We start from the raw sequence: 22,878 nt of genomic DNA on the forward strand, positions 1-22,878 counted from the left end.
TTCTGTCACGGCCGCCGGCGGGGGTAGCGTTAATGCATGGGAAAGATCCGGGATTCGGTGGATGCCAGGGCGCTGCGGTTCGCGGTGGGTTTTCCGGTGGTCCTGGCGGCGGCGTTTGTGTTCAGCGCCTTTTTGCTGCGGGCTGATCTTCCGGACCCCGTGGCGATCAGCTGGACGGCCGACGGCGGCGCGTCCTTTGCCCCGTTCGGTGCCTATACGTGGGGCGGAGCGTTGCTCATTATCGCAGCCGGCTGCCTGGTGCTGTCCCAGGCGGTGCCGCTGTCCCGCCCCACCGTGATGCGGCGGATCATGATGGGCGCAGGACTGTCCCTGAGCCTGTTCATCACTGCTGTCCTGGCGGCTGGACTGGTAGGCCAGACCGGGCTCAGCGATGCCCGGGAGTCACATGTGGACATGATCGTACTCGCGGTTGGAAGCGGAGCGGCGTTGTCTCTCGGAGTCATCATGGGGTTTGTGTTCAAGGCTGACAGCCAATGGTCGCCCGAGGATGACCAGGCCCTGGAGCTCGCCCTGGCCCGCGAGCTGGATCCCGAACTGACCAAGGACACCTATCGCCTCTGGGTGCATGCCCGCAGTTCTGTTTTTGTCATGATCGCTGTAGCCAGCCTCTTTCCGGCGGCGCTGATTGCCGTGGCGCTGCCGTGGCTTGGTGCCTTGGTGGCGGCCGTTGCGGCTGTGGCCGCCGGGTTTCTCTTCGCCCGGGTCAAGGCCGACCGCCGGGGCTTGCGTGTGCTGTTGGCCGGCGTGTTGCCGATCCTGGATGTTCCGGCCGCTGCGATTTCCACTGTCAGCGCCGCGGACGTACGCGCCGCCGACTACGGCGGGTGGGGCTACCGGAACCACGGCAGCACCGCCGCGATGCTGGTCACCAGCGGCCCCGCCGTCGTCGTCCGCAAAACGGACGGCCGCAACGTGGCCGTCAGCGGCGGCAGTGCTGCGACGGCGGCGCGGCTAGCTGACGTGCTGACCCGCGTCGCGGCGAGGGCGCACGGGGGTGCCTCAGGCGCAGGCGGCACGGAGTCCTAGTATCCTTGTCCGTGTTGCTCTGACCCTGGCCTGAACCAGCACCGCTGGGCGCGCCGAAACGAACGGATACTGCTGTGACTTCTTCCCCTGCCTTCCCGCGGGTACACATTGCCACCGACCACGCAGGCATGGAACTCAGCGCCCATCTGGTCAACCACCTCACGGCCAAGGGCTACGACATTGTGGACCACGGTCCCCGAGAGTACGACGCGCTGGACGACTACCCCTCCTTTTGCATCAATGCAGCGCTCGCCGTGGTGGCAGACCAGCAGGCAGGCGTGCATGCTTTGGGCATCGTCCTGGGCGGCTCCGGCAACGGCGAACAGATCGCGGCCAACAAGGTGAAGGGTGTTCGGGCAGCCCTGGCCTGGAACCACTCCACCGCCACGCTGGCCCGCGAACACAACGATGCCAATGTAGTGGCTGTGGGCGGGCGGCAGCACACGGTTGAGGAAGCAACCGAACTGATCGAAGCCTTCCTCGCCGAACCATTCAGCAACGACGAGCGGCACGTCCGCCGCATCGGCAAGATTGCCGCTTACGAAGCCACCGGCGAGGTCATCGAGTAGTGCCTGAAGGGCATTCGGTTCGCCGCCTCGCACAGCAGTTCGGCGACGTCTTTACGGGAGAATCACTGTCCGTCAGCAGCCCCCAAGGCAGGTTCGCCGCCGGCGCCGCGCTGTTGGACGGCCAGGTGCTGACGGACTCGCGCGCCCACGGCAAGCACCTCTTCCTGCACTTTGACCACGCCGTCGTGCTGCACGTCCACCTGGGGCTCTACGGGGCCTGGGACTTCGGCGGCGACGCCACGTTCCGCGGGGCCTCCAGCATCGGCGCACCGCGGAAGATCGGGGAGCGCGAAGTCTTTCAGGACGACGATGACCCCGAGTATTCGGGTCCGCCTGAGCCTCGTGGGGCCGTCCGTGTTCGGCTCGTGAGCCGCCACGGCTGGGCTGACCTGCGCGGTGCCACCACCTGTGCTGCCATTACCGAGGCCGAGGTGCGTGCCGTCCTGGCCCGGCTCGGTCCCGACCCGCTGCGGAACCAGCCGGGGGACAGGGCCCGCTTTGTGACGGGACTGTCGTCCCGGAAGACGCCCATCGCAGCGCTGCTGATGGACCAGAAGGTGATTGCCGGCGTCGGCAACGTCTACCGGGCCGAAGTGCTTTTCCGCCAAAGACTGGACCCGTGGCTGCCGGGCAATGCCCTGTCGGCTGTCGCTGCCGGACTCCTGTGGGGCGACACCGCCGACGTAATGGCCGACGGCGTCCGCGACGGGCGGATTATTACCACGCCGGCGGCCTGTTGGGAGGAAGGTGCTGTGCTTCCCTCCGCTGACGACGCACATTACGTGTACAAGCGGGAAGGGCTCCCGTGCCGGGTCTGTGGCACTCCGGTGGCCATCACCGAGTTGGTGGGCCGCAAACTCTACTGGTGTCCTGGCTGCCAGCAGTAACCCTGCCGGCAGTAACCAAAAAGACAGCCAACCAAGGAAGCAGGGCCCCTCGATGAGGGGCCCTGCTTCCTTGCTATGCATCCAGAGGGGACGACGGGAATCGAACCCGCGTAATCAGTTTGGAAGACTGAGGCTTTACCATTAAGCTACGTCCCCGGAAAAATACAGCTTCGCCGTAATGCTTGGCTGACTGCGTTTCTTCGGGCTGGCTGTTGAAGCCGGATACAACTAAACCTAATTCATGGCCCACGTGTCAAATGTGCAATCCCGGCCAAAATCACCGTAGACTTGCCTGTGCACTTACGGGGTGTAGCTCAGCTTGGCTAGAGCACCTGCTTTGGGAGCAGGAAGTCGCAGGTTCAAATCCTGTCACCCCGACTCTGCGGCCCGGGCCGATGGCCTGGGCAATTGCGTTGCAGATACCCATCCCACAATCCCAGGAGTACTTAGACCGTGAAGAGCGCTGTCGAGAACCTCACCCCCACGCGGGTCAAGCTCAATGTTGAGGTCCCCTTTAAGGAACTGAAGCCCAGCATCGACGAGGCATACAAGACTGTTGCTTCGCAGATCCAGGTTCCTGGTTTCCGTAAGGGCAAGGTCCCCTCCAAGCTGATCGACCAGCGCGTCGGCCGCGGCTACGTCCTGGAGACGGCCATCAACGAAGGCCTCAACGGCTGGTACCAGGCAGCGGTGCAGGAATCCGGCATCCGCCCACTGAGCCGTCCTGAGGTTGAGATCACCGAAGTTCCGGACCCCACGTCCACGGATGGGGAGCTGAAGTTCCACGCCGAGGTTGATATCCGGCCCGAGATCGAACTCCCGGACTACGCCGGCATCAAGGTCGAGGTCGCCGCTGCAGAATCCTCCGACGAAGACGTCGACAAGGCACTGGACGAACTGCGTGGCCGCTTCGGCACGCTCAAGTCCGTGGACCGCCCGGCTGCCGATGGCGACTTCCTGACCATCGACATCACCGCCACGGTTGACGGCGCCGACGTTGACTCCGCTGCCGGCCTGTCCTACCAGGTGGGCGCCGGCACCATGCTTGAGGGCCTGGACGAGGCCGTCACCGGCCTGAGCGTAGACGAAGACGCCATCTTCGACACCACCCTAGTTGGTGGCGACCACGCCGGCGAGTCCGCCCAGGTGAAGGTTGTCCTCAAGGCCGTCAAGGAGCGCGAGCTCCCCGAGGCCAACGACGACTTCGCCCAGCTGGCGTCGGAGTTCGACACCCTTGCTGAACTCCGCGAGGACCTGGCCAAGCAGGCTGCCGACTCCAAGGTTGTTGAGCAGGGCGTCGAGGCCCGCGACAAGGTCCTGGACAGGCTCGTTGAGCTCGTTGAGGTTCCGGTTCCGGACTCTGTGGTTGAAGAGCAGCTCGAAGCCCACTTCAAGGAGGGCAACGGCCACGGTGAAGGCGAGCACGACACCGAGGAGCACCGCGAAGAGGTCAAGGCCAACACGGCCCGCGCCTTCCAGAACGAAATCATCCTCGACGCGATCGCCGAAAAGGAAGAAGTCAACGTCAGCCAGAACGAGCTGATCGACTACATCGTCTCCACCGCCAGCCAGTACGGCATGGATCCGAACCAGTTCGCCCAGATCATCGATCAGAGCGGCCAGGTCCCCATGATGGTTTCCGAGGTCCGCCGCCGCAAGGCACTGGCAGTGGTTCTCGGCCAGGCAACCGTGACCGACTCCGACGGCAAGGCCGTTGACCTCAGCGACTTCGTCCGTCCCGGCGGCGAAGAAGAAGCTCCGGCTGGTGAAGGCGAAGCCGCGTCGAACGCTGCTGAGGACTCCAATGCCGAGACCGAGGCCACCCCGAGTGATGACCCGGCAGCAGTGAAGTTCTAGCACGCCCCCGGCAGTGCGACTGAGGCAGCCCCCTGGACCTACGGGTCCGGGGGCTGTCCTCGTTAACGGCGCCGCACTAAACGGACCGGCTTCGTACACTGCCCGGCTATCGTGCGCCGTCAGCGAACAGCGCGATTCCGGCGAACAAATCGGTGATCAAAGCGGTTAGTGTCCAAGTAGTGAAGTTCAGTGATGTCACCGTCACCAGCGAGAGGTAATACACATGTCACAGCACGCAGAGGCCCCCCGGATGGCGACTGTCGATCCGGCCGCCCAGGACAACTACATCTACAACCGGCTCCTGAAAGAGCGGATCATCTGGCTGGGTTCCGAGGTGCGTGACGACAACGCGAACGCCATCTGCTCGCAGTTGCTGCTCCTGTCCGCCGAGAACCCGGAAAAGGACATCTACCTCTACATCAACTCTCCCGGCGGCTCCGTCACCGCAGGCATGGCCATCTACGACACCATGCAGTTCATCCCCAACGACGTCGTCACCGTGGCCACCGGCCTGGCGGCCTCCATGGGCCAGTTCCTGCTGTCCTCCGGCACCAAGGGCAAGCGCTACGCCACCCCCAACGCCCGCGTCCTGATGCACCAGCCCTCCGGCGGCATCGGCGGTACGGCCTCGGACATCAAGATCCAGGCCGAGCTGATCCTGCACATGAAGAAGGTCATGGCCGAACTGACTGCAGACCAGACCGGCCAGAACGTGGAAACCATCCTGAAGGACAACGACCGCGACAAGTGGTTCACTGCCACCGAAGCACTCGAATACGGCTTCTTCGACAAGATCGCGGCCCACGCCGGTTCCGTCTCCGGCGGTGGCGGAACCGCCAACGGCACCTCCGGCGAGCCGGCCTCCGAGAAGTAACCCGGCACTTTCGAACATCCAGATCAGGAGCAACAAAAATGACCTACAACTTCGGATCGACTGCCGGTAACCTTCCGACCAGCCGCTACGTACTTCCCCAGTTCGAAGAGCGCACGCCCTACGGCTTCAAGCGCCAGGACCCGTACACCAAACTGTTCGAGGACCGCATCATCTTCCTCGGTGTCCAGATCGACGACGCCTCGGCCGACGACGTTATGGCACAGCTGCTGGTGCTCGAGTCCACCGACCCGGACCGCGACATCACGCTCTACATCAACTCCCCGGGCGGCTCCTTCACCGCCATGACCGCGATCTACGACACCATGACGTATATCCGGCCGGAGATCCAGACTGTGTGCCTCGGCCAGGCCGCCAGCGCCGCCGCCGTGATCCTCGCAGCAGGCACCCCGGGCAAGCGCCTGGCGCTGCCCAACGCCCGTGTCCTGATCCACCAGCCGGCTCTCTCCGGCGGCCAGGGCGGGCAGGCCTCGGACCTTGAGATCCAGGCCGCGGAGGTCATGCGCATGCGCTCCTGGCTTGAGGACACGCTGGCCCACCACTCGGGCCGCACCCCGGAGCAGGTCAACAACGACATTGAGCGTGACAAGATCCTGACCGCCGCCGAGGCCCTGGATTACGGCCTCATTGATCAGGTGCTCGATTCACGCAAAATGAAGCCGCAGGCAATCACCAGGTAGCCAGGCTCTTCGTCGGCCGGTGCGGTCCAGTAATTTTGGGCCGCACCGGCCTTCGCTTTCCACCCTCGCGCGCAATTGTGACCTAGAGTGGAAGATGTCACGGCCGGCCCTCCCAGGCCCGCCACGATTCCAGCAACGGTGCACAGCTGCCTGGCAGCAAGATACTAAAGGGGTTCACATATGGCTCGGATTGGCGAGAGCACGGATCTGCTGAAGTGTTCTTTCTGCGGAAAGAGCCAGAAGCAGGTACGCAAGCTCATTGCCGGGCCCGGTGTCTACATCTGCGACGAATGCATTGAACTCTGCAACGAGATCATTGAGGAAGAGCTCGCGGAAGTCGCCGATCTGGGCAGCTTCGAACTGCCGAAACCCCGTGAAATCTTCGACTTCCTGCAGGAATATGTCATCGGCCAGGAACCCGCCAAGCGGTCTCTCGCCGTCGCCGTCTACAACCACTACAAGCGGATCCAGGCCGGCCACGCCCCGAAAAGCGGCAGCCTCGCCGACGGCGGCCACCACGACGACGTCGAAATCGCCAAGTCCAACATCCTACTGATCGGGCCCACTGGCTGTGGCAAAACGTACCTCGCCCAGACTCTGGCGCGGCGTCTGAATGTGCCGTTCGCCGTTGCCGATGCCACCGCCCTGACCGAGGCCGGCTACGTGGGTGAGGACGTGGAGAACATTCTCCTGAAGCTCATCCAGGCAGCGGACTACGACGTCAAGAAGGCCGAGCAGGGCATCATCTACATCGACGAGATCGACAAGATTTCGCGCAAGAGCGAGAACCCGTCCATCACCCGTGATGTCTCCGGTGAAGGCGTGCAGCAGGCGCTGCTGAAGATCCTCGAGGGAACTGTTGCATCCGTGCCGCCGCAGGGCGGACGCAAGCACCCCCACCAGGAATTCATCCAGATCGACACCACCAACGTGCTGTTCATCGTGGCCGGTGCCTTTGCCGGTTTGGAAGAGATCATCGGCTCGCGCTCCGGGCGTAAGGGCATCGGCTTCGGCGCCCCGCTCAACGATGTCAGCAACAAGGTGGACTCCTATGGCGAGGTCATGCCTGAAGACCTCCTGAAGTTTGGCCTGATCCCGGAGTTCATCGGCCGACTGCCCGTCATCACCACGGTCTCCAGCCTGGACCGGGATGCGCTCATCCAGATCCTCTCCACACCCAAGAACGCACTGGTCAAGCAGTACCAGAAGATGTTCCAGATCGACGGCGTGGAACTCGTCTTCGACGAGGACGCCCTCAATGCCATCGCCGAGCAGGCCCTGGAACGTGGCACCGGCGCCCGTGGCCTGCGTGCCATCATGGAGGAAGTGCTGTTGCCGGTCATGTTTGACCTGCCCAGCCGGGAGGACGTGGCCAGCGTGGTCATCACCGCGGACGTGGTCCTGAGCAAAGCCGAGCCCACCCTGATTCCGCACGTGACCAAGCGACGCAAGTCCGCCTGACCTGCCGCACACCCGCTCCCACACTCCTGCTCCCACACACTGACGAACCCAGAGGACTGACGCATGACTGAAGCCACAAACCAGGCCGATTTCTGGTTCGATCCGCTGTGCCCGTTCGCCTGGATCACGTCACGCTGGATCGGCGAGGTAGAGGAAGTCCGGAGCATCAAGACTGTCTGGCACGTGATGAGCCTGGCCGTTCTCAACGAGGGCCGCGATCTCGACGCCGGCTACCGTGAGCTCATGGACAAGGCGTGGGGCCCGGTCCGGGTCATCATCGCGGCCAAGGAGCAGCACGGTGACCAGGTGGTGAAGCCGCTGTACGACGCCATGGGCACGCTGATTCACCTCGGCGGGGAAAAGGACTTCGGCATTGTCATCAGCAAGGCCCTGGCGGAATGCGGACTTCCGGCCACCCTCGCGGACGCTGCCACTACGGATGCCTTTGACACCCAGCTGAAGGCCAGCCACGAAGAAGGCATCTCCCTGGTGGGCCAGGACGTGGGCACACCCGTAGTGGCCTTCAACGGCACGGCTTTCTTCGGTCCGGTGCTGACCCGCATCCCGCGCGGCGAGCAGGCAGGACAGTTGTGGGACGCCACGGTCACACTTGCCTCCTACCCGCATTTCTTTGAGATCAAGCGCAGCCGCAGCGAAAGCCCCGAGTTCGACTGACGCCAGCCTTCCGGAAGGCAGTACCGAACACAACGAGCCCCGGCAGAATTACTCTCATGTAATTCTTCCGGGGCTCTTGCGCTTCCCCGCTGGCGGGACCAAAATGGAGCTTACCCCCTTCGAAAGAAGAGGGACGCAGGAACCAAAGATTCAGTGATATACATCCGACGCAGCCTTCGGCAAAGTCAGATGTAAGCTACCAGTGACGAGGTAGGAAGACCTGAAAATCCAAGGATCCCGCCAGACCATCACGACGTCACCAGATGGCCGCAAAGTCGAAGCCCCACCAACGGCAAAACGCTGATGGGGCTTCCCCTTTGCCCAAAAACGGGCTGATGCCGCCATGCCGGGCCGGCTATGCGGGCCCGGCCAAGGCCGGCTCCGGTCAGACGGCTGGCTGTTCCTCCGGGGCCGCCAGGACCACGTCGCTGACGGTCAGGTCGCCGTCGCCGGCCACCAGGGTCAGTTCGCGGGCGTTGGACGCTGCCTTCAGGTCGCCCAGTCCGGCCTTCAGCTGCGTAGTCAAGGACTCTGACGCCGTGATGGTGGCCGAGAGGACCTCGGTGCGCTGCTTTACCTTGGCCTCGGACTTCGCTTTGCGGACGCCACTGAGGGCGGTTCCCACGGTGGCGAGCAGGGTGGTGTCGCCGTCCACCTCGACTGCGGTGGGCCATTCGGCGCGGTGCACTGACCCGGTGCGCCACCAGCCCCATACCTCTTCGGTAGCGAAGGGCAGGAACGGGGCGAACAGGCGCAGCAGCGTGTCCAGGCTCGTGGCGAGGGCAGCGAGCACGGATCCTTGCTCAGCTTCGCCGGCGGCACCATAGGCGCGGTCCTTGATGAGCTCCACATAGTCGTCCGTGAACTGCCAGAAGAAGCTCTCGGTGATCTGCAGGGCGCGGGCATAGTCGTAGTTCTCGAACGCCTTGGTGGACTGTCTCACCACGTCGGCCAGCTGTGCCAGGACTGCGCGGTCCAGGGGATTGGTCAGGACGGAAAGATCCGTGGAGACCACGGAATTCTCGGTGGCACCAAGGTTCAGCACGAACTTGGAGGCGTTCAGCAGCTTGATGGCCAACCGGCGGCCAATCTTCATCTGTGCGATCTCGTATGCCGTGTCGGCGCCCAGCTTGGCCGAGGTGGCCCAGTAACGGACCGCATCCGAGCCGAATTCGTCGAGTACATCGGTGGGAACCACCACGTTGCCCTTGGACTTGGACATCTTCTTCCGGTCCGGGTCCAGGATCCAGCCCGAGATAGCGGCATGTTTCCATGGCGCAGCGTTCTGCAGGGCGTCGGCCTGGACAACCGAGGAGAAGAGCCAGGTGCGGATGATGTCGTGGCCCTGGGGACGCAGGTCAAACGGGAACACCTTCGCGAAAAGGGTTTCGTCCCGGCTCCAGCCGCCCACGATCTGGGGCGTCAGGGAAGACGTGGCCCAGGTATCCAGAATGTCGGCGTCGCCGGTAAAGCCGCCCGGAACATCGCGCTGTGCTTCGTCGTAGCCGGGCGCGGCGTCCGCTGCGGGGTCCACCGGCAGCTGCTGGTCGGAGGGAACAATGGGGGCGTCGTACTGCGGGTTGCCGTCGGCGTCCAGCGGGTACCAGACGGGGATGGGCACGCCGAAGAAGCGCTGGCGTGAGACGAGCCAGTCGCCGTTCAGGCCGGAAATCCAGTTCTCGAAGCGGGACCGCATAAACGCGGGGTGGAAGTCGATTTCGTGGCCGCGGGCGATCAGGCGTTCGCGGCGCTCTTCGTCGCGGCCGCCGTTGCGGTAGTACCACTGGCGTGACGTGACCACTTCGAGCGGCTTGTCGCCCTTTTCGTAGAAGTTCACCGGGTGCATGATCTTCTTCGGTTCGCCGTCAATCAGGTCCTGGGCCGTAAGGAGCTCCACCACCGTTTCCTTGGCGCTGAACACAGTCTTGCCGGCGATGGCTTCAAAAGCAGCGCGCCCGGCGTCGGTGATGATCCAGTCCGGGGTGTCGCCGATGATGCGGCCGTCGCGGCCCACGATGGCGCGGGTGGGCAGCTGGAGTTCGCGCCACCAGGTGACGTCGGTAAGGTCACCGAAGGTGCAGACCATGGCAATTCCGGAGCCCTTGTCGGCCTTGGCCAGCGGGTGGGGCTTGACCTCAACCTCGACGCCGAACACTGGGGACGTTACTTTCTTGCCGAACAGCGGCTGGTACCGCTCGTCGTCGGGGTTCGCCACAAGGGCGGCACACGCTGCCAGGAGTTCCGGGCGGGTGGTCTCGACGTAGATCTTCTCGCCGTCTTCGGTGAAGAACGGGTACCGGTAGTAGGCGCCGGCCACCTCGCGGTCTTCGAGTTCAGCCTGGGCCACGGCGGTGCGGAAGGTGATATCCCACAGGGTGGGTGCTTCGGCCATGTATGCGTCGCCGGCTGCCAGGTTTGCCAGGAAGGCGCGCTGGGAGACTTCACGGGATGCGTCATCGATGGTCCGGTAGGTCAGCTGCCAGTCCACGGAGAGGCCGAGCTGCTGGAACAGGCTTTCGAAGACCTTCTCGTCCTCCACAGCCAGTTCTTCACACAGCTCGATGAAGTTGCGGCGCGAGACGACGTCGAAATCGCGCTGGTTCTTGGCGGGCTGCGCCGGTGGGCGGTAGCCGGCCTTGTACGGGATGGCCGGGTCGCAGCGGACGCCGTAGTAGTTCTGCACGCGGCGTTCGGTGGGCAGGCCGTTGTCATCCCAGCCCATCGGGTAGAACACGTTCTTGCCGATCATGCGCTGGTAGCGGGCCAGCACATCCGTCTGGGTGAAGGAGAACATGTGCCCCACGTGCAGCGAGCCTGACGCGGTGGGAGGGGGAGTGTCGATCGAGTAGACCTGCTCCCGGGTGGTGTCCGGGTTGAACTTGTAGGTCCCTTCGGCAAGCCAGCGCTGCGTGAGGGCAGCTTCGAGCCCTTCAAGGGCGGGCTTGTCCGGAACGTTGATAGGGGCGGTGGAGGGCGTGTCTGTACCCTGAGTGTCTTCAGCCATTTGCCAATTGTTTCATGGTCCGGACTTCATCCGGGTGCAGGACCGCCGCCAGCGCCGCTAGGGTGGTGCCATGACTGAGGATTCACGCGGAACGGCAATGGAGAATAATGCTCCAGCTGTAACCGGGAACAGGGCAGCGGTTGTTACCGGCGCCAGTACCGGCATCGGCGAGGCTACAGTCCGCGCCTTGACGGCCGGGGGATGGACGGTCTTCGCGGTGGCGCGCCGCGCCGAGCGGCTGGCTGCGCTGGAAGCCGAGACCGGCGCAGTCGGCATTCCCGCCGACATCGCCGAGGACGACGACGTTGCAAGGCTGCTTGCCCGTGTCACGGAAGCCGGCGGGGTGGGAACGCTGATCAATATCGCCGGCGGGGCACGCGGCGCTGACCCTGTGGGCGCTGCCAACACCGAGGACTGGGAGTGGATGTACCGGGTCAACGTCCTGGGCACCATGAAGCTCACCCGAGCGTTCCTGCCGATGCTCCGTGCAAACGGCGAGGGAACCGTGCTGAACCTGACCTCAACAGCCGGACTGGTGGCTTACGAGGGCGGTGCCGGCTACAACGCGGCAAAGTTTGCCCAGCACGCCCTCACCGTTGCGCTCCGGCTGGAGGAGGCTGAGCATAACCTCCGCGTCATAGAGGTGGCGCCAGGGCTGGTCCACACAGAGGAGTTCGCACTCAACAGGCTTGGTGACCAGGGTGCCGCCGCGAAGGTTTACCAGGGTGTGGAGAAGCCCCTCACCGCCGCGGACGTGGCCGACGTCGTCCGCTACGCCGTCAGTGCACCGCACCACGTCAACCTGGACCAGATCGTGATCCGGCCCGTCGCCCAGGCCGCCAACCACAAGCTGATCCGCAAGGGTTGAGTGCCGAGGTAAGTTCGGTGCCCAGTCCGTTTGCCCTTTTCAGTCGGGAAACTCACGTTTGTGCGGCGTTGGCTGCCGAGATCCACCATGATCCAACAGCGTTTTCCAGTCTCCTGAAAGAAGTATGTGACCTGGAAGCCAAGAGTGAAGGCTACGTTGAAGGTCGCCGCCGGAGCCAACGTAAGACCGAGTTGGCCGATAAGGCAGGCGTTCCGCTTATGTACGTCAAAGGCTATGGGGACAGCTATATAGGCATGAAGTCGGTAGAATCTTCAGAAGCGGAACTTCCGATCCTGTACTTAGCACTGCTCAGCCATATGCGGGATTGGTGGACGGCGGTCAGCGGCCGTTAGACTGGAAGAAGCAGCTTCGACCCGGCTATCACCGGTGAGCTTCCGGAAGAACGCACTGACCGCCCCTGTCTGGCTGCCGGTGGTAGTAGAACCGGACGGGTAAGCCCGTCACAGCAGTAATGAGCGGCCGGCACAACAACAGCTCCTACGCGGAGCCGGTGGACTGCCGGTAAGTGAGGTGGTACCGCGGTGAACGCACAGTCCCCAGGACTGCACAGGAGCCGTCCTCGCATCCTGAACGGAACCATCCGGCAATGGCCGGACGGTTCACCAGCTCAACCCAGGATGTCGAGAATGACCTATTACCCCAAAGCCTCAGCTTCCCCTTCGGCCACTGCCTCGAGCGGCGCTGCCGCCGGTGTCTCCGCCTCCGTGAAGTTTCCGGAGATCGAAGAGCGCATCCTGAAGTACTGGGACCAGGACGGCACCTTCCAGGCCAGCATCGACCAGCGCAGCGCCGACGCCCCCGGCGGCGAACCCGGCAGCAACGAATTCGTCTTCTACGACGGACCTCCCTTCGCCAACGGCCTGCCGCACTACGGCCACCTGCTCACCGGCTACGCCAAGGACCTGGTAGGCCGCTACCAGACCCAGCGCGGCCGCCGGGTGGAGCGCCGCTTCGGCTGGGACACCCATGGTCTGCCCGCCGAACTGGAAGCCATGAAGCAGCTGGGCATGACGGACAAGACCCAGATCGAAGCCATGGGCATCGACAAGTTCAACGACGCCTGCCGTGCCTCGGTGATGAAGTACGCGGACGAATGGAAGAGCTACGTCACCCGCCAGGCCCGCTGGGTGGACTTCGAGAATGATTACAAAACCCTCAATGTCGAATACATGGAGTCGGTCCTTTGGGCCTTCAAGCAGCTGCACGAAAAGGGTCTGACGTATAACGGCTACCGCGTGCTCCCGTACTGCTGGAAGGACGAGACACCGCTGTCCAACCATGAACTGCGCATGGACGATGACGTCTACAAGAACCGCCAAGACCAGACCGTCACGGTCACGTTCCCGCTCACCGCGGGGGAGTCGGAACTGTCCCGGCAGCTCGCCGGGGTACAGGCGCTCGCCTGGACCACCACCCCCTGGACGCTGCCCACCAACCTGGCGCTCGCCGTCGGGCCCTCCATCACCTACGCAGTGCTCCCCGCGGGCCCTAACGGCGTGAAGGCCGCCTCGACGGAGGCGCCGGTCACCGGCAGCTTCCTGCTGGCCGCGGACCTCCTCGGCACGTACGCCAAGGATTTGGGCTATGACGACGTCGAGGCCGCTGAGGCCGCCGTGGCGTCCACCCACACCGGAACCGAACTTGAAGGCCTGCAGTACCAGCCGCTGTGGAATGACTTCAGCGATACGGAAAAGTTCGGCACCCAGAACGCCTGGCGCATCCTGGTGGCCGATTACGTCACCACCACCGACGGCACCGGCATCGTCCACCAGGCCCCGGCCTACGGCGAGGACGACCAGAAGGTCTGTGAAGAAGCCGGCATCCCGGTGGTCCTGTCCGTGGACGAAGGCGCCAAGTTTCTTCCGCTGTTCAGCCACGGCGACCTGCACGACATCGTGGGCCTGCAGGTCTTCGACGCGAACAAGCCCATCACCCAGGTACTCCGCGCCCAGGGCCGCCTGGTCCGCCAGGCCAGCTACGAGCACAGCTACCCCCACTGCTGGCGCTGCCGGAACCCGCTGATCTACCGCGCGGTGTCCTCCTGGTACGTGGAAGTCACCAAGTTCAAGGACCGGATGTCCGAACTGAACCAGGAGATCAACTGGATCCCCGGCAACGTCAAAGACGGCCAGTTCGGCAAATGGCTGGCCAACGCCCGCGACTGGTCCATCAGCCGCAACCGCTACTGGGGCAGCCCCATCCCGGTGTGGCAGTCCAGCGACCCCGAATTCCCGCGCACCGACGTCTACGGCTCACTCGCCGAGATCGAGGCGGACTTCGGCCGCCTGCCGCTGAACAAGGCCGGCCAGGTTGACCTGCACCGGCCGTTCATCGACGAACTGGCCCGCCCGAACCCGGACGATCCCCGGACCCCTGAAGAGGGCCAGTCCGTGATGCGCCGCGTCGAGGACGTACTGGACGTCTGGTTCGACTCCGGCTCCATGCCGTACGGCCAGGTCCACTACCCCTTCGAAAATGAAGCCTGGTTCGACACGCACAACCCTGCCGACTTCATCGTGGAGTACATCGGGCAGACCCGCGGCTGGTTCTACATGCTGCACATCCTGTCCACGGCACTGTTCGACCGCCCGGCCTTCCGGAACGTCATCAGCCACGGCATCGTGCTGGGCTCGGACGGCCAGAAAATGTCCAAGAGCCTGCGCAACTACCCGGACGTGTCCGAGGTCCTGGACCGTGACGGCTCCGACGCCATGCGCTGGTTCCTGATGTCCAGTCCCATCCTGCGCGGCGGAAACCTCGTGGTCACCGAGCAGGGCATCCGCGACGGCGTCCGCCAGGTCATCCTGCCTCTGTGGAACGTGTACAGCTTCTTCACGCTGTACACCAACGCCGCGTCCGGCGGTCAGGGCTACGACGCAAAGCTCCGCTACGACGGCTACGCCGACACCCTGGACCAGTACCTGCTGGCTAACACCGGCGACCTGGTCCGCAACATGACCGCCCAGCTGGACAGCTACGACATCTCCGGTGCCTGCGACGAACTCCGCAGCTACCTGGACATGCTCACCAACTGGTACGTCCGCCGCAGCCGCCAGCGCTTCTTCGATGAGAACGTGGAGGCCTTCGACGCGCTCTACACGGCGCTGGAGACCGTCTCCCGGGTGGCTGCGTCCCTGCTCCCACTGGTCTCCGAGGAGATCTGGCGCGGCCTCACCGGCGGGCGCTCCGTGCATCTGGCTGATTGGCCGGACGCAGACCTCTTCCCGGCCAACGCCTCCCTGGTGGAGGCCATGGACCGCGTGCAGCAGATCTGCTCCACCGGATCCTCGCTCCGCAAGGCTGCCAACCTCCGTGTCCGCCTGCCGCTGCAGGAACTGACCGTGGTGGCACCCGGCGCGGATGCGCTGGAAGGTTTCGCCGCCGTCGTCGCCGATGAACTGAACATCCGTTCAGTCCGCCTGCTCGACGCCGAGAGCGCATCCCCGGAGGAGTTCGGCATCGAGCAGAAGCTCGTGGTCAACGCACGCGCTGCCGGGCCCCGCCTGGGCAAGAGCGTCCAGCAGGCCATCAAGGGATCCAAGTCCGGTGACTGGTCAGTCACCGACTCCGGGGTGGTCACGGCCGGTGGCCTGGAGCTGGAACCGCAGGAGTACACGCTTGAGACCGTGGTGGCAGGGTCTGAGGGCGGTACTTCCGTTGCAAGAAAAGCAGTAGCGGTCCTGCCCGGCGGCGGCTTTGTGGTGCTGGACACCGAGGTCACTCCCGAGCTTGAAGCAGAAGGGACTGCGCGTGACATGGTCCGTGCCATCCAGCAGGCCCGTAAGGACGCCGGGCTGAACGTGAGCGACCGCATCCGGACCACCGTGACTGCCATGCAGTCCGTGCTTGATGCGTTGCTGGCCAACGCAGAACTGGTCAAGACCGAGACCCTGACCCTTGGCCTGGACACCGTCCCGGCGGAGTCCGGCGACCCCCGCATCACCGTCGAAAAGACAGAGGCCTAGGATATGACCGACGAATTCTCCGTAGAGAGTGTCTACGCCGAACTGCTGGGCCGTGCGCCCGAAAACAAGATGGAACCACGCCTGGCGCCGCTGTTCCGGGCCATGGACGTGCTGGGGGAGCCCAACAAGGCGTTCCCGATCATTCACGTCACCGGCACCAACGGGAAGACCTCCACGGCCCGGATGATCGAGGCCGGGCTGCGTGCCCATGGTCTCAGCACGGGCCGGTACACCAGCCCGCACCTGTCCAAGGTCACCGAACGGATCAGCATCGACGGCCACCCCGTCCCGGACGAAACCTTTGTGCGGATCTGGGACGAGATCCGGCCGTACCTGCAGATGGTGGACAACGAACTTGAAGCCGAGGGCCAGCCGCGGCTGACGTACTTTGAATGCCTGACCATCCTGGGCTTCGCCATCTTCGCGGACCAACCCGTCAACGTGGCAGTCATCGAAGTGGGCCTGGGCGGCATTACGGACGCCACCAATGTGGGTGACGGCCAGGTCTCGGTGGTCACGCCCATCTCACTGGACCACACGGACCTGCTGGGCGACACCACTGAAGAAATCGCTTATGAAAAGGCCGGCATCATCAAGCCCGGCGGTTTCCTCATCAGTGCGGCGCAGCCTGTGGATGCTGCGCAGGTGCTGCTCGAGAAAGCCAAGGAAGTTGAAGTCCCGTTCCGGTTTGAAGGTGTGGAGTTTGGCGTCGAGTCCCGGACGGTTGCCGTGGGCGGCCAGGTAGTCAGCATCCAGGGCATCGCCGGCCGGTATCCCGAACTGCTGCTCCCGCTGCACGGCGCGCACCAGGCACAGAACGCGGCCGTGGCCGTGGCCGCCCTCGAGGCGTTCTTCGGCGGCGAAAAGGAACTCGACGCCGAGGTGCTCCAGGAAGCGTTCGCGTCAGTCACATCCCCGGGCAGGCTTGAAGTTGTGCGGACAGCTCCCACTATCATCGTGGACGCCGCCCACAACCCGGACGGCATCCGGGTTTCGGCCGAGGCCATCCAGGAGGCCTTCAGCTTTACCCGGCTGGTGCCGGTAGTGGGGGTCCTCAAGGAGAAGGATGCGGAAGAAATCCTGCGCCAGCTTAAGGAATCCCTGGGAGACGTTGCCGAGGAATACTGCTTCACCCAGTCCAACTCCCCGCGCGCCGTGCCTGCGGCCGAACTCGCAGAACTGGCCGTGGAGATGGGCTTCGGGGAAGACAACATCCACATCGCGGAGAAGCTCGACGACGCGCTGGAGTGGGCCGTCGAACGCGCCGAAGCCAACGATGACCTGTCCGGCGGCGTGCTGGTAACTGGTTCCATCACCCTTGTGGCAGAAGCGCGGATCCTGCTCGGAAAGACGGAGGCCTAGCCATGGCCAAGCTGACCAAAGCCCAGCGTGAATGGCGCCCGGGGATGCCCAAGAAGCGCCGTTCCACCAAGGTGATGTTTGCCTCCACGGTGCTGTTGCTCGAGGCGTTTGTGGTCTTCTTTGCCACCCTGGCCGTGTTTGGACTCAAGCGGGGGGAAATTCCGCCGGCCCTGATCCTAGGGGTGGGCATCGCCCTCAGCCTGGTCATGATCTTCGCCTGCGCCGTGCTTTCCAGGCCATGGGGCGTGGGGCTGGGCTGGATCCTGCAGATCGTGCTGATCCTTACCGGCATCGTTGAGCCCATGATGTTCCTGGTGGGCGCCCTGTTCGGCCTCGCCTGGTGGTACGGGATCCGCACCGGCATCCGGATCGACTCGGAGTCCGTGCAGCGTGAACGCCAACAGGCCGAATGGAACGCGGCGCACGGCGACACCCCGCCGGCCTCGTAGAATTGTCCCGAAACCCCACCAACACATTGGAGCAACTGTGAGCATTGAGCGCACCCTCGTTTTGATTAAGCCCGACGGCGTGGCCCGCAACCTCAGCGGCGCCATCCTCAGCCGCATCGAGGCCAAGGGTTACACCCTCGCCGAGCTCAAGAAGGTTGACGCCAGCCGCGAGCTTCTGGAGCAGCACTACGAGGAGCACGCGGGCAAGCCGTTCTACGAGCCCCTCGTTGACTTCATGCTCAGCGGCCCGGTAGTTGCCGCGATCTTCAAAGGCCACCGTGTCATTGAAGGCTTCCGCTCCCTTGCGGGAACCACCGATCCCACCACGGCCGCCCCCGGCACCATCCGGGGCGACTTCGGCCGCGACTGGGGCCTTAAGGTCCAGCAGAACCTGGTCCACGGCTCCGATTCCGTCGACTCGGCAGAACGCGAGATCAAAATCTGGTTCCAGGGCTAGGATCTGAACCAACCCGCCTCATCGAGGTGACACGTAAGGCCAATGTCCCACGCGGACATTGGCCTGAAGTGTCACCTCGATGCTGTTTGAACCGCCCCTAGAAGCCTGAGGTTCCGGCAAACACCTGGATGAACGCGAAGAAGATGGTGGCGATGACCGCCACGTAGATCAGCGCAGTGATGATCCAGCCCGAATCTCCCAGGACACGGGCCGCGCGCACGGTAACCGGGATAACGCCGTGGGAGATGTTCCGGATAGTCACCCAGACGAACAGGGGGATCATGGCGGCCCAGACGATCATGCAGAACGGGCAGAGGATGTGGATGGAGTACAGGGCCTGGGACCACAACCACACCACAAACGCGAAACCCAGGGTGACGCCGGCCTGGAGCCCAGCCCAGTACCAGAGGGCGAACGTGGCGCCGGACAGCAGGGCCATGCCCACGGTGATGACGATGGCGAACGCCGCAATGCCAATAAACATGTTGGGGAACCCGAACAACGAGCTCTGCCAGGTTTGCATCACCTGCCCGCAGGAGATCCAGGGATTCACATCGCACACGGTGGTGTGGTTCGGATCCTTGAGGACCTCGAGCTTTTCCAGGACCAGCGTTCCCGAGGCGAGCCAGCCGATGACCCCGGTCATGACCATGAGCCAGCCGAGCGGCCGGCTGGTGGCCATGGGCGGCACAGTGGCGGGCGTCGCGGTCAACGTCCCTGCCGTGGGGGAGACGGCCGGCGAGCCGGTGCCGTCGGACGAAATGGCGGGCATGGTGTGGCGTCCTTTGCTTCGGGTGCTCCTTGCCCGATTGTATCGCCGGTACCTGTTGGGGTTGTCCAGCGAACGCCAACGTCCGCAGATCATTAACCCACTGCTTCCGCAGCCTTTGAGCCCGGGTGTGAGAGAATGAACGTGGCTGGAGGCCGACCCACATTCGGACTCCGGTCCGGTGGCTTGTTTCAAGACCGCCAATGATGAGCAGGGCAGGCATCGGATCCTCTGATCCGGCTTCCCGCGACTCCATTGGTCGGCACCTGGTTGTGGCGTGTAGAACAACGGGTTTCAGGACACAGCCGACGGCTCCCACGGGCTGCCGCACCCCAATGCCGGTGCGAACCTGGGAGTATCCACTTGACTTCTGTCAACGCCCGCGGGTTTTGACAATATATGCCCGATGGGTGCCGGATGTGGCGGTGCGTCAGGGGCAGGAGTGTTGCCACATATGGAAAATGAACAAGTACCAGCCGTTGATGTTGAAGCAGTGGCCCCGGATGCCGCCGAGGCGCCCAAGAGAGTTACCAGGACCCGGCGAAAAGCAGCGCCGAAGGTGGCCGATGGTGCCGCCGACGCCGCTGCCCTGACTGAAGCTGTCGCGGGGACCGCCGGCGGCGAAGCATTTGGCGACGCCGCACCGGAAACCAGTGCCCCCATTCGCCGGACGCGCGCCCGCAAGAAGCCAGAGGCCGCCGAGCCGCTGCCCGTCTTCGCCGTCGACGCTACCGAGGCATCCGCCGCCGGGGAGATAGTCCCGTCTGTTTCGGCCGAGTCTGCAGCCGCGGCCACGGAGGTTGAAGCCGACGCGAAGCCCGTCCGCCGCCGTCGCGTTGCCACCCGCAAGACCTCAGCGCCGGCCGTTGCAGCCCCGGATGCAGCAGCCCCCGAAGCCGCTGCTTCCGAAGCAACCCCTGCAGCAGCCCCCGCCGCTGCGGCCCCTGTTGGTGTAGCCCACGAAGTTGTTGCAGCCCCCGAAGCCGCTGCTTCCGACGCAACCCCTGCAGCAGCCCCCGCCGCTGCTTCCGCTACCCAGGCCCAGGCCGCCGCTTCGGCGGAGGAGGCGGTCGCCGCCGGGCCTGCCAGCCCCTTCGGTTCGCTGTTCCTGGAACCGGGTTCGGCAACGTCGGTGCTCTTCCAGGCGCCCGACCTGACCACTGTTGTCCGGCCTGCTCCCGCCGCTGCTGCGGAAGAAACGGAAGAGGACGACGCCGAAGAAGGCGACGCGGACGTCGCCAACAGCCGCAGCAGGCGCCGTAGCCGTGGCCGCCGCGGGCGTAGCCGCACCGGTGAAAACGACGCCGACGACGGCGACGCCGACGGCGCCGACGGCGACCAGGACGGTGCCGCAGAGGACGATGAAGAATCCGCCGGCCAGGCCGATGAAGGCGTAACGTCCCGCCGTCGCCGTCGCCGCCGCCGCGGTGACCAGGATCTTGAACTGACCGGAGGCGGGGATGACGATCCGCCCAACACAGTGACGCGCGTCCGCGCGCCGCGTGCGGCCAGTGAACCCGCAGTCAACAACCGGGTGACCAGCGTCAAGGGCTCCACCAGGCTCGAAGCAAAGAAGCAGCGCCGCCGCGAATCCCGCGACACCGGCCGTCGCCGCACGGTTATCACCGAAGCTGAGTTCCTGGCCCGCCGTGAATCAGTGGACCGCCAGATGATCGTCCGCCAGCGCGACGACAGAATCCAGATCGGCGTCCTCGAAGACGGCGTCCTGGCGGAGCACTTCGTCTCCAAGACCCAGCAGGACTCCCTGATCGGCAACGTCTACCTCGGCAAGGTGCAGAACGTCCTGCCCTCCATGGAAGCGGCATTCGTTGACATCGGACGCGGGCGCAATGCCGTGCTGTACGCCGGCGAAGTGAACTGGGAATCCGTGAACCTCGAAGGCAAGCAGCGCCGGATCGAAAACGCGCTGAAGTCCGGCGACACCGTCCTGGTCCAGGTCACCAAGGATCCGGTGGGCCACAAGGGCGCGCGCCTGACCAGCCAGATTTCCCTCCCGGGCCGTTACCTCGTGTATGTGCCTGGCGGCTCCATGACCGGCATCTCCCGCAAGCTGCCCGACGTCGAACGCAACCGCCTCAAGCGCATCCTCAAGGACCGCCTGCCCGAGCACGCCGGCGTGATCGTCCGTACCGCTGCAGAAGGTGCTTCCGAAGAGGAACTCACGCATGACATCAACCGGCTGCGGGCGCAGTGGGAGGGCATCGAAAGCCAGTCCACGTCCACCAAGATCCTGGCCCCGGAACTTCTCTACGGCGAACCAGATCTCACCATCAAGGTGGTCCGTGACGTCTTCAACGAGGACTTCTCCAAGCTGATCGTCTCCGGTGAGGAAGCCTGGGACACCATCGAGGCCTACGTCACATACGTTGCCCCGGATCTGGTGGGCCGCCTGGAAAAGTGGACCAAGGATCAGGACATCTTCGCCGCGTGGCGGATCGACGAACAGATCCACAAGGCGCTGGAACGCAAGGTCTTCCTGCCCTCCGGCGGCTCGCTGGTCATCGACCGCACCGAAGCCATGACCGTAGTGGACGTCAACACCGGAAAATTCACGGGCAGCGGCGGCAACCTCGAGGAAACTGTCACCAAGAACAACCTCGAAGCGGCCGAAGAAGTGGTCCGGCAGCTCCGGCTTCGCGACATCGGCGGCATCATCGTCATCGACTTCATCGACATGGTCCTTGAGTCCAACCGCGATCTGGTGCTCCGCCGTATGGTGGAATGCCTTGGCCGTGACCGCACCAAGCACCAGGTGGCCGAAGTGACCTCCCTCGGTTTGGTCCAGATGACGCGCAAGCGCATGGGTACCGGGCTCCTGGAAGTCTTCGGCGAGCAGTGCGAAACGTGCGCCGGCCGCGGAATCGTCACCCACGACGACCCCGTGGAGCACCGCCGCGCCAACACCGTCGCCGCGGAGCACCATGTGCAGCGTGTGGACAGCCGACCCGACACCCAGCGGATCGACAGCCAGCGTAGCGACGCCCAGCGCCCGGACGCCCAGCAGGGCGGCCGGACGGACAGGAAGCGCCGCCGCGGCCGCGGCGGCCAACCCCTCGAGATGGCCCCGGCAGCTCCGGTGCAGATCCACACGGTCCACCCGGATCCCAGCGACGCCGAGCGCCACGCCAAGGCGGAGGCCACCAGGGCAGCCCTTGCCAACATTGCAGCCGCCGCCCATGCCGCGCACCTGCACGACGACGAAGTGGCCCACGCCTCAGCAGCCGGGGGTAATGCTTCCGGCGCGGCGGCCCCGGCTCATGCACCGGTAGAACGGTCCGAGACCGACAACGCCGGCCGCCCGGCCGCTGTGCTGACTTTCGGCGGCGAGCAGGTGGTGCTGCCCTTCGTGGAGCACCACGAGGATCAGCCGCAGGCCCCGGCCCTGACACTGGACAGGCTCACGGAGGCCTTCGCCAAGCTTGGCGTGCCGGCACCTGTTGCAGAAGCCATGCCGACGGAGAGCGCTCAGGCCGCGGGCGAGCAGACCCAGAGCCAGCCGGCGGCACGCCAGCCGGCCGCGGCTCCTGTCCGTCAGGCTCCTGCCGCGGTGGAGAAGGACTACTCCGACCACACCGAGCAGACCCGTACCCGCCGCCCGCGGCGCAACCGCAGTGCCAGCCGTGCCCAGGGCGCAGCTAACGCCACCACGGTGGAGCACCACGAAGCGGTGCCGGTTGAGTCCGCAGGCCATACCCATGCCGCTAAGGCTCCGGAGCTCACCCAGGCTCCTGCCGCTGCCAAACCGGCAGACACCAGCGCACCCATCATCCTGGGCGTAGGGGTTCCTGCTTCGGAACTCTGACCTTTCGCAAGGACATCGGCCAGATTGCCCGGACACTTCACTCATCGGTGGAGTGCCCGGGCATTCCGCGTTTGTGGGGTTCATCTAAAACG

At 64.6% G+C, this 22,878-nt stretch carries 17 protein-coding genes and 2 tRNA genes; 16 read left to right on the forward strand and 3 right to left on the reverse strand.

Annotated features, from left to right (window positions below; translation table 11 throughout):
• Positions 1–36 precede the first annotated feature (36 nt).
• From ABIB27_RS02175 to ABIB27_RS02185, 3 genes are all read left to right on the forward strand, one after another.
• Positions 37–1,047 carry a hypothetical protein gene (locus tag ABIB27_RS02175; protein WP_354253434.1) on the forward strand — a complete coding sequence of 337 codons (1,011 nt, stop codon included), beginning with the start codon at positions 37–39 and terminating at the stop codon, positions 1,045–1,047.
• Between the two features lie 74 nt (positions 1,048–1,121).
• Complete coding sequence (locus ABIB27_RS02180; protein ID WP_354214239.1) at positions 1,122–1,616, forward strand: ribose-5-phosphate isomerase; 495 nt, start codon at positions 1,122–1,124, stop codon at positions 1,614–1,616.
• The gene (locus ABIB27_RS02185; RefSeq protein WP_354214240.1) at positions 1,616–2,503 is read left to right on the forward strand and encodes an Fpg/Nei family DNA glycosylase; all 888 of its coding nucleotides are present in this window, start codon (positions 1,616–1,618) and stop codon (positions 2,501–2,503) included. Before ABIB27_RS02180 ends, ABIB27_RS02185 begins: the two co-directional genes overlap by 1 nt.
• An 85-nt stretch (positions 2,504–2,588) precedes the next feature.
• Here ABIB27_RS02185 and ABIB27_RS02190 read toward each other — a convergent pair.
• Positions 2,589–2,659: transfer RNA gene (locus ABIB27_RS02190), tRNA-Gly, on the reverse strand.
• A 147-nt stretch (positions 2,660–2,806) separates the two neighbouring features.
• Here ABIB27_RS02190 and ABIB27_RS02195 point away from each other — a divergent pair.
• From ABIB27_RS02195 to ABIB27_RS02220, 6 genes are all read left to right on the forward strand, one after another.
• Positions 2,807–2,881: transfer RNA gene (locus ABIB27_RS02195), tRNA-Pro, on the forward strand.
• 75 nt (positions 2,882–2,956) lie between these two features.
• A complete protein-coding gene (gene tig / locus ABIB27_RS02200; RefSeq protein ID WP_354214241.1) occupies positions 2,957–4,360 on the forward strand; it encodes a trigger factor in 1,404 nt (467 codons plus the stop codon).
• A 250-nt stretch (positions 4,361–4,610) separates the two neighbouring features.
• On the forward strand, positions 4,611–5,234 hold the full coding sequence (locus ABIB27_RS02205) for an ATP-dependent Clp protease proteolytic subunit (protein ID WP_354214420.1): 624 nt from the start codon (positions 4,611–4,613) through the stop codon (positions 5,232–5,234).
• Between the two features lie 38 nt (positions 5,235–5,272).
• Positions 5,273–5,932 (forward strand): ATP-dependent Clp protease proteolytic subunit, encoded by a 660-nt coding sequence (locus tag ABIB27_RS02210; RefSeq protein ID WP_190988153.1) that lies wholly within the window; start codon positions 5,273–5,275, stop codon positions 5,930–5,932.
• 180 nt (positions 5,933–6,112) lie between these two features.
• Complete coding sequence (gene clpX, locus ABIB27_RS02215; protein ID WP_354214242.1) at positions 6,113–7,393, forward strand: ATP-dependent Clp protease ATP-binding subunit ClpX; 1,281 nt, start codon at positions 6,113–6,115, stop codon at positions 7,391–7,393.
• 63 nt (positions 7,394–7,456) lie between these two features.
• Entirely contained in the window at positions 7,457–8,068 is a 612-nt protein-coding gene (locus tag ABIB27_RS02220; RefSeq protein ID WP_354214243.1) for a mycothiol-dependent nitroreductase Rv2466c family protein, read from the forward strand.
• Between the two features lie 385 nt (positions 8,069–8,453).
• Here the strand turns inward: ABIB27_RS02220 and valS are convergent, their stop codons facing one another.
• Positions 8,454–11,072, reverse strand: coding sequence for a valine--tRNA ligase (valS, locus tag ABIB27_RS02225; protein ID WP_354214244.1), 2,619 nt, complete (start codon positions 11,070–11,072; stop codon positions 8,454–8,456).
• 70 nt (positions 11,073–11,142) lie between these two features.
• Between valS and ABIB27_RS02230 the strand changes: the two genes are divergently transcribed.
• The 6 genes from ABIB27_RS02230 to ndk all read left to right on the forward strand — a co-directional run bounded on the left by ABIB27_RS02230 (position 11,143) and on the right by ndk (position 18,194).
• On the forward strand, positions 11,143–11,940 hold the full coding sequence (locus ABIB27_RS02230; protein WP_354214245.1) for an SDR family oxidoreductase: 798 nt from the start codon (positions 11,143–11,145) through the stop codon (positions 11,938–11,940).
• A 17-nt stretch (positions 11,941–11,957) separates the two neighbouring features.
• Positions 11,958–12,293, forward strand: a complete 336-nt coding sequence (locus ABIB27_RS02235; RefSeq protein ID WP_354214246.1) for a hypothetical protein — start codon at positions 11,958–11,960, stop codon at positions 12,291–12,293.
• 294 nt (positions 12,294–12,587) lie between these two features.
• Positions 12,588–15,926, forward strand: coding sequence for an isoleucine--tRNA ligase (gene ileS, locus ABIB27_RS02240; protein ID WP_354214247.1), 3,339 nt, complete (start codon positions 12,588–12,590; stop codon positions 15,924–15,926).
• A gap of 3 nt (positions 15,927–15,929) precedes the next feature.
• Positions 15,930–17,288, forward strand: coding sequence for a bifunctional folylpolyglutamate synthase/dihydrofolate synthase (locus tag ABIB27_RS02245; protein ID WP_354214248.1), 1,359 nt, complete (start codon positions 15,930–15,932; stop codon positions 17,286–17,288).
• A gap of 2 nt (positions 17,289–17,290) precedes the next feature.
• The gene (locus ABIB27_RS02250) at positions 17,291–17,737 is read left to right on the forward strand and encodes a DUF4233 domain-containing protein (protein WP_354214249.1); all 447 of its coding nucleotides are present in this window, start codon (positions 17,291–17,293) and stop codon (positions 17,735–17,737) included.
• 37 nt (positions 17,738–17,774) lie between these two features.
• Positions 17,775–18,194 (forward strand): nucleoside-diphosphate kinase, encoded by a 420-nt coding sequence (ndk, locus tag ABIB27_RS02255; protein ID WP_354214250.1) that lies wholly within the window; start codon positions 17,775–17,777, stop codon positions 18,192–18,194.
• Positions 18,195–18,291: 97 nt separating this feature from the next.
• Here the strand turns inward: ndk and ABIB27_RS02260 are convergent, their stop codons facing one another.
• A complete protein-coding gene (locus tag ABIB27_RS02260; RefSeq protein ID WP_354214251.1) occupies positions 18,292–18,966 on the reverse strand; it encodes a vitamin K epoxide reductase family protein in 675 nt (224 codons plus the stop codon).
• 451 nt (positions 18,967–19,417) lie between these two features.
• On the opposite strand from ABIB27_RS02260, the gene ABIB27_RS02265 reads away from it, so the two are divergent.
• Positions 19,418–22,786, forward strand: a complete 3,369-nt coding sequence (locus ABIB27_RS02265; protein ID WP_354253435.1) for an Rne/Rng family ribonuclease — start codon at positions 19,418–19,420, stop codon at positions 22,784–22,786.
• The last annotated feature ends 92 nt before the right edge of the window (positions 22,787–22,878 follow it).

It is taken from the genome of Arthrobacter sp. UYEF21 (assembly GCF_040546085.1).
GTDB lineage: Bacteria > Actinomycetota > Actinomycetes > Actinomycetales > Micrococcaceae > Arthrobacter.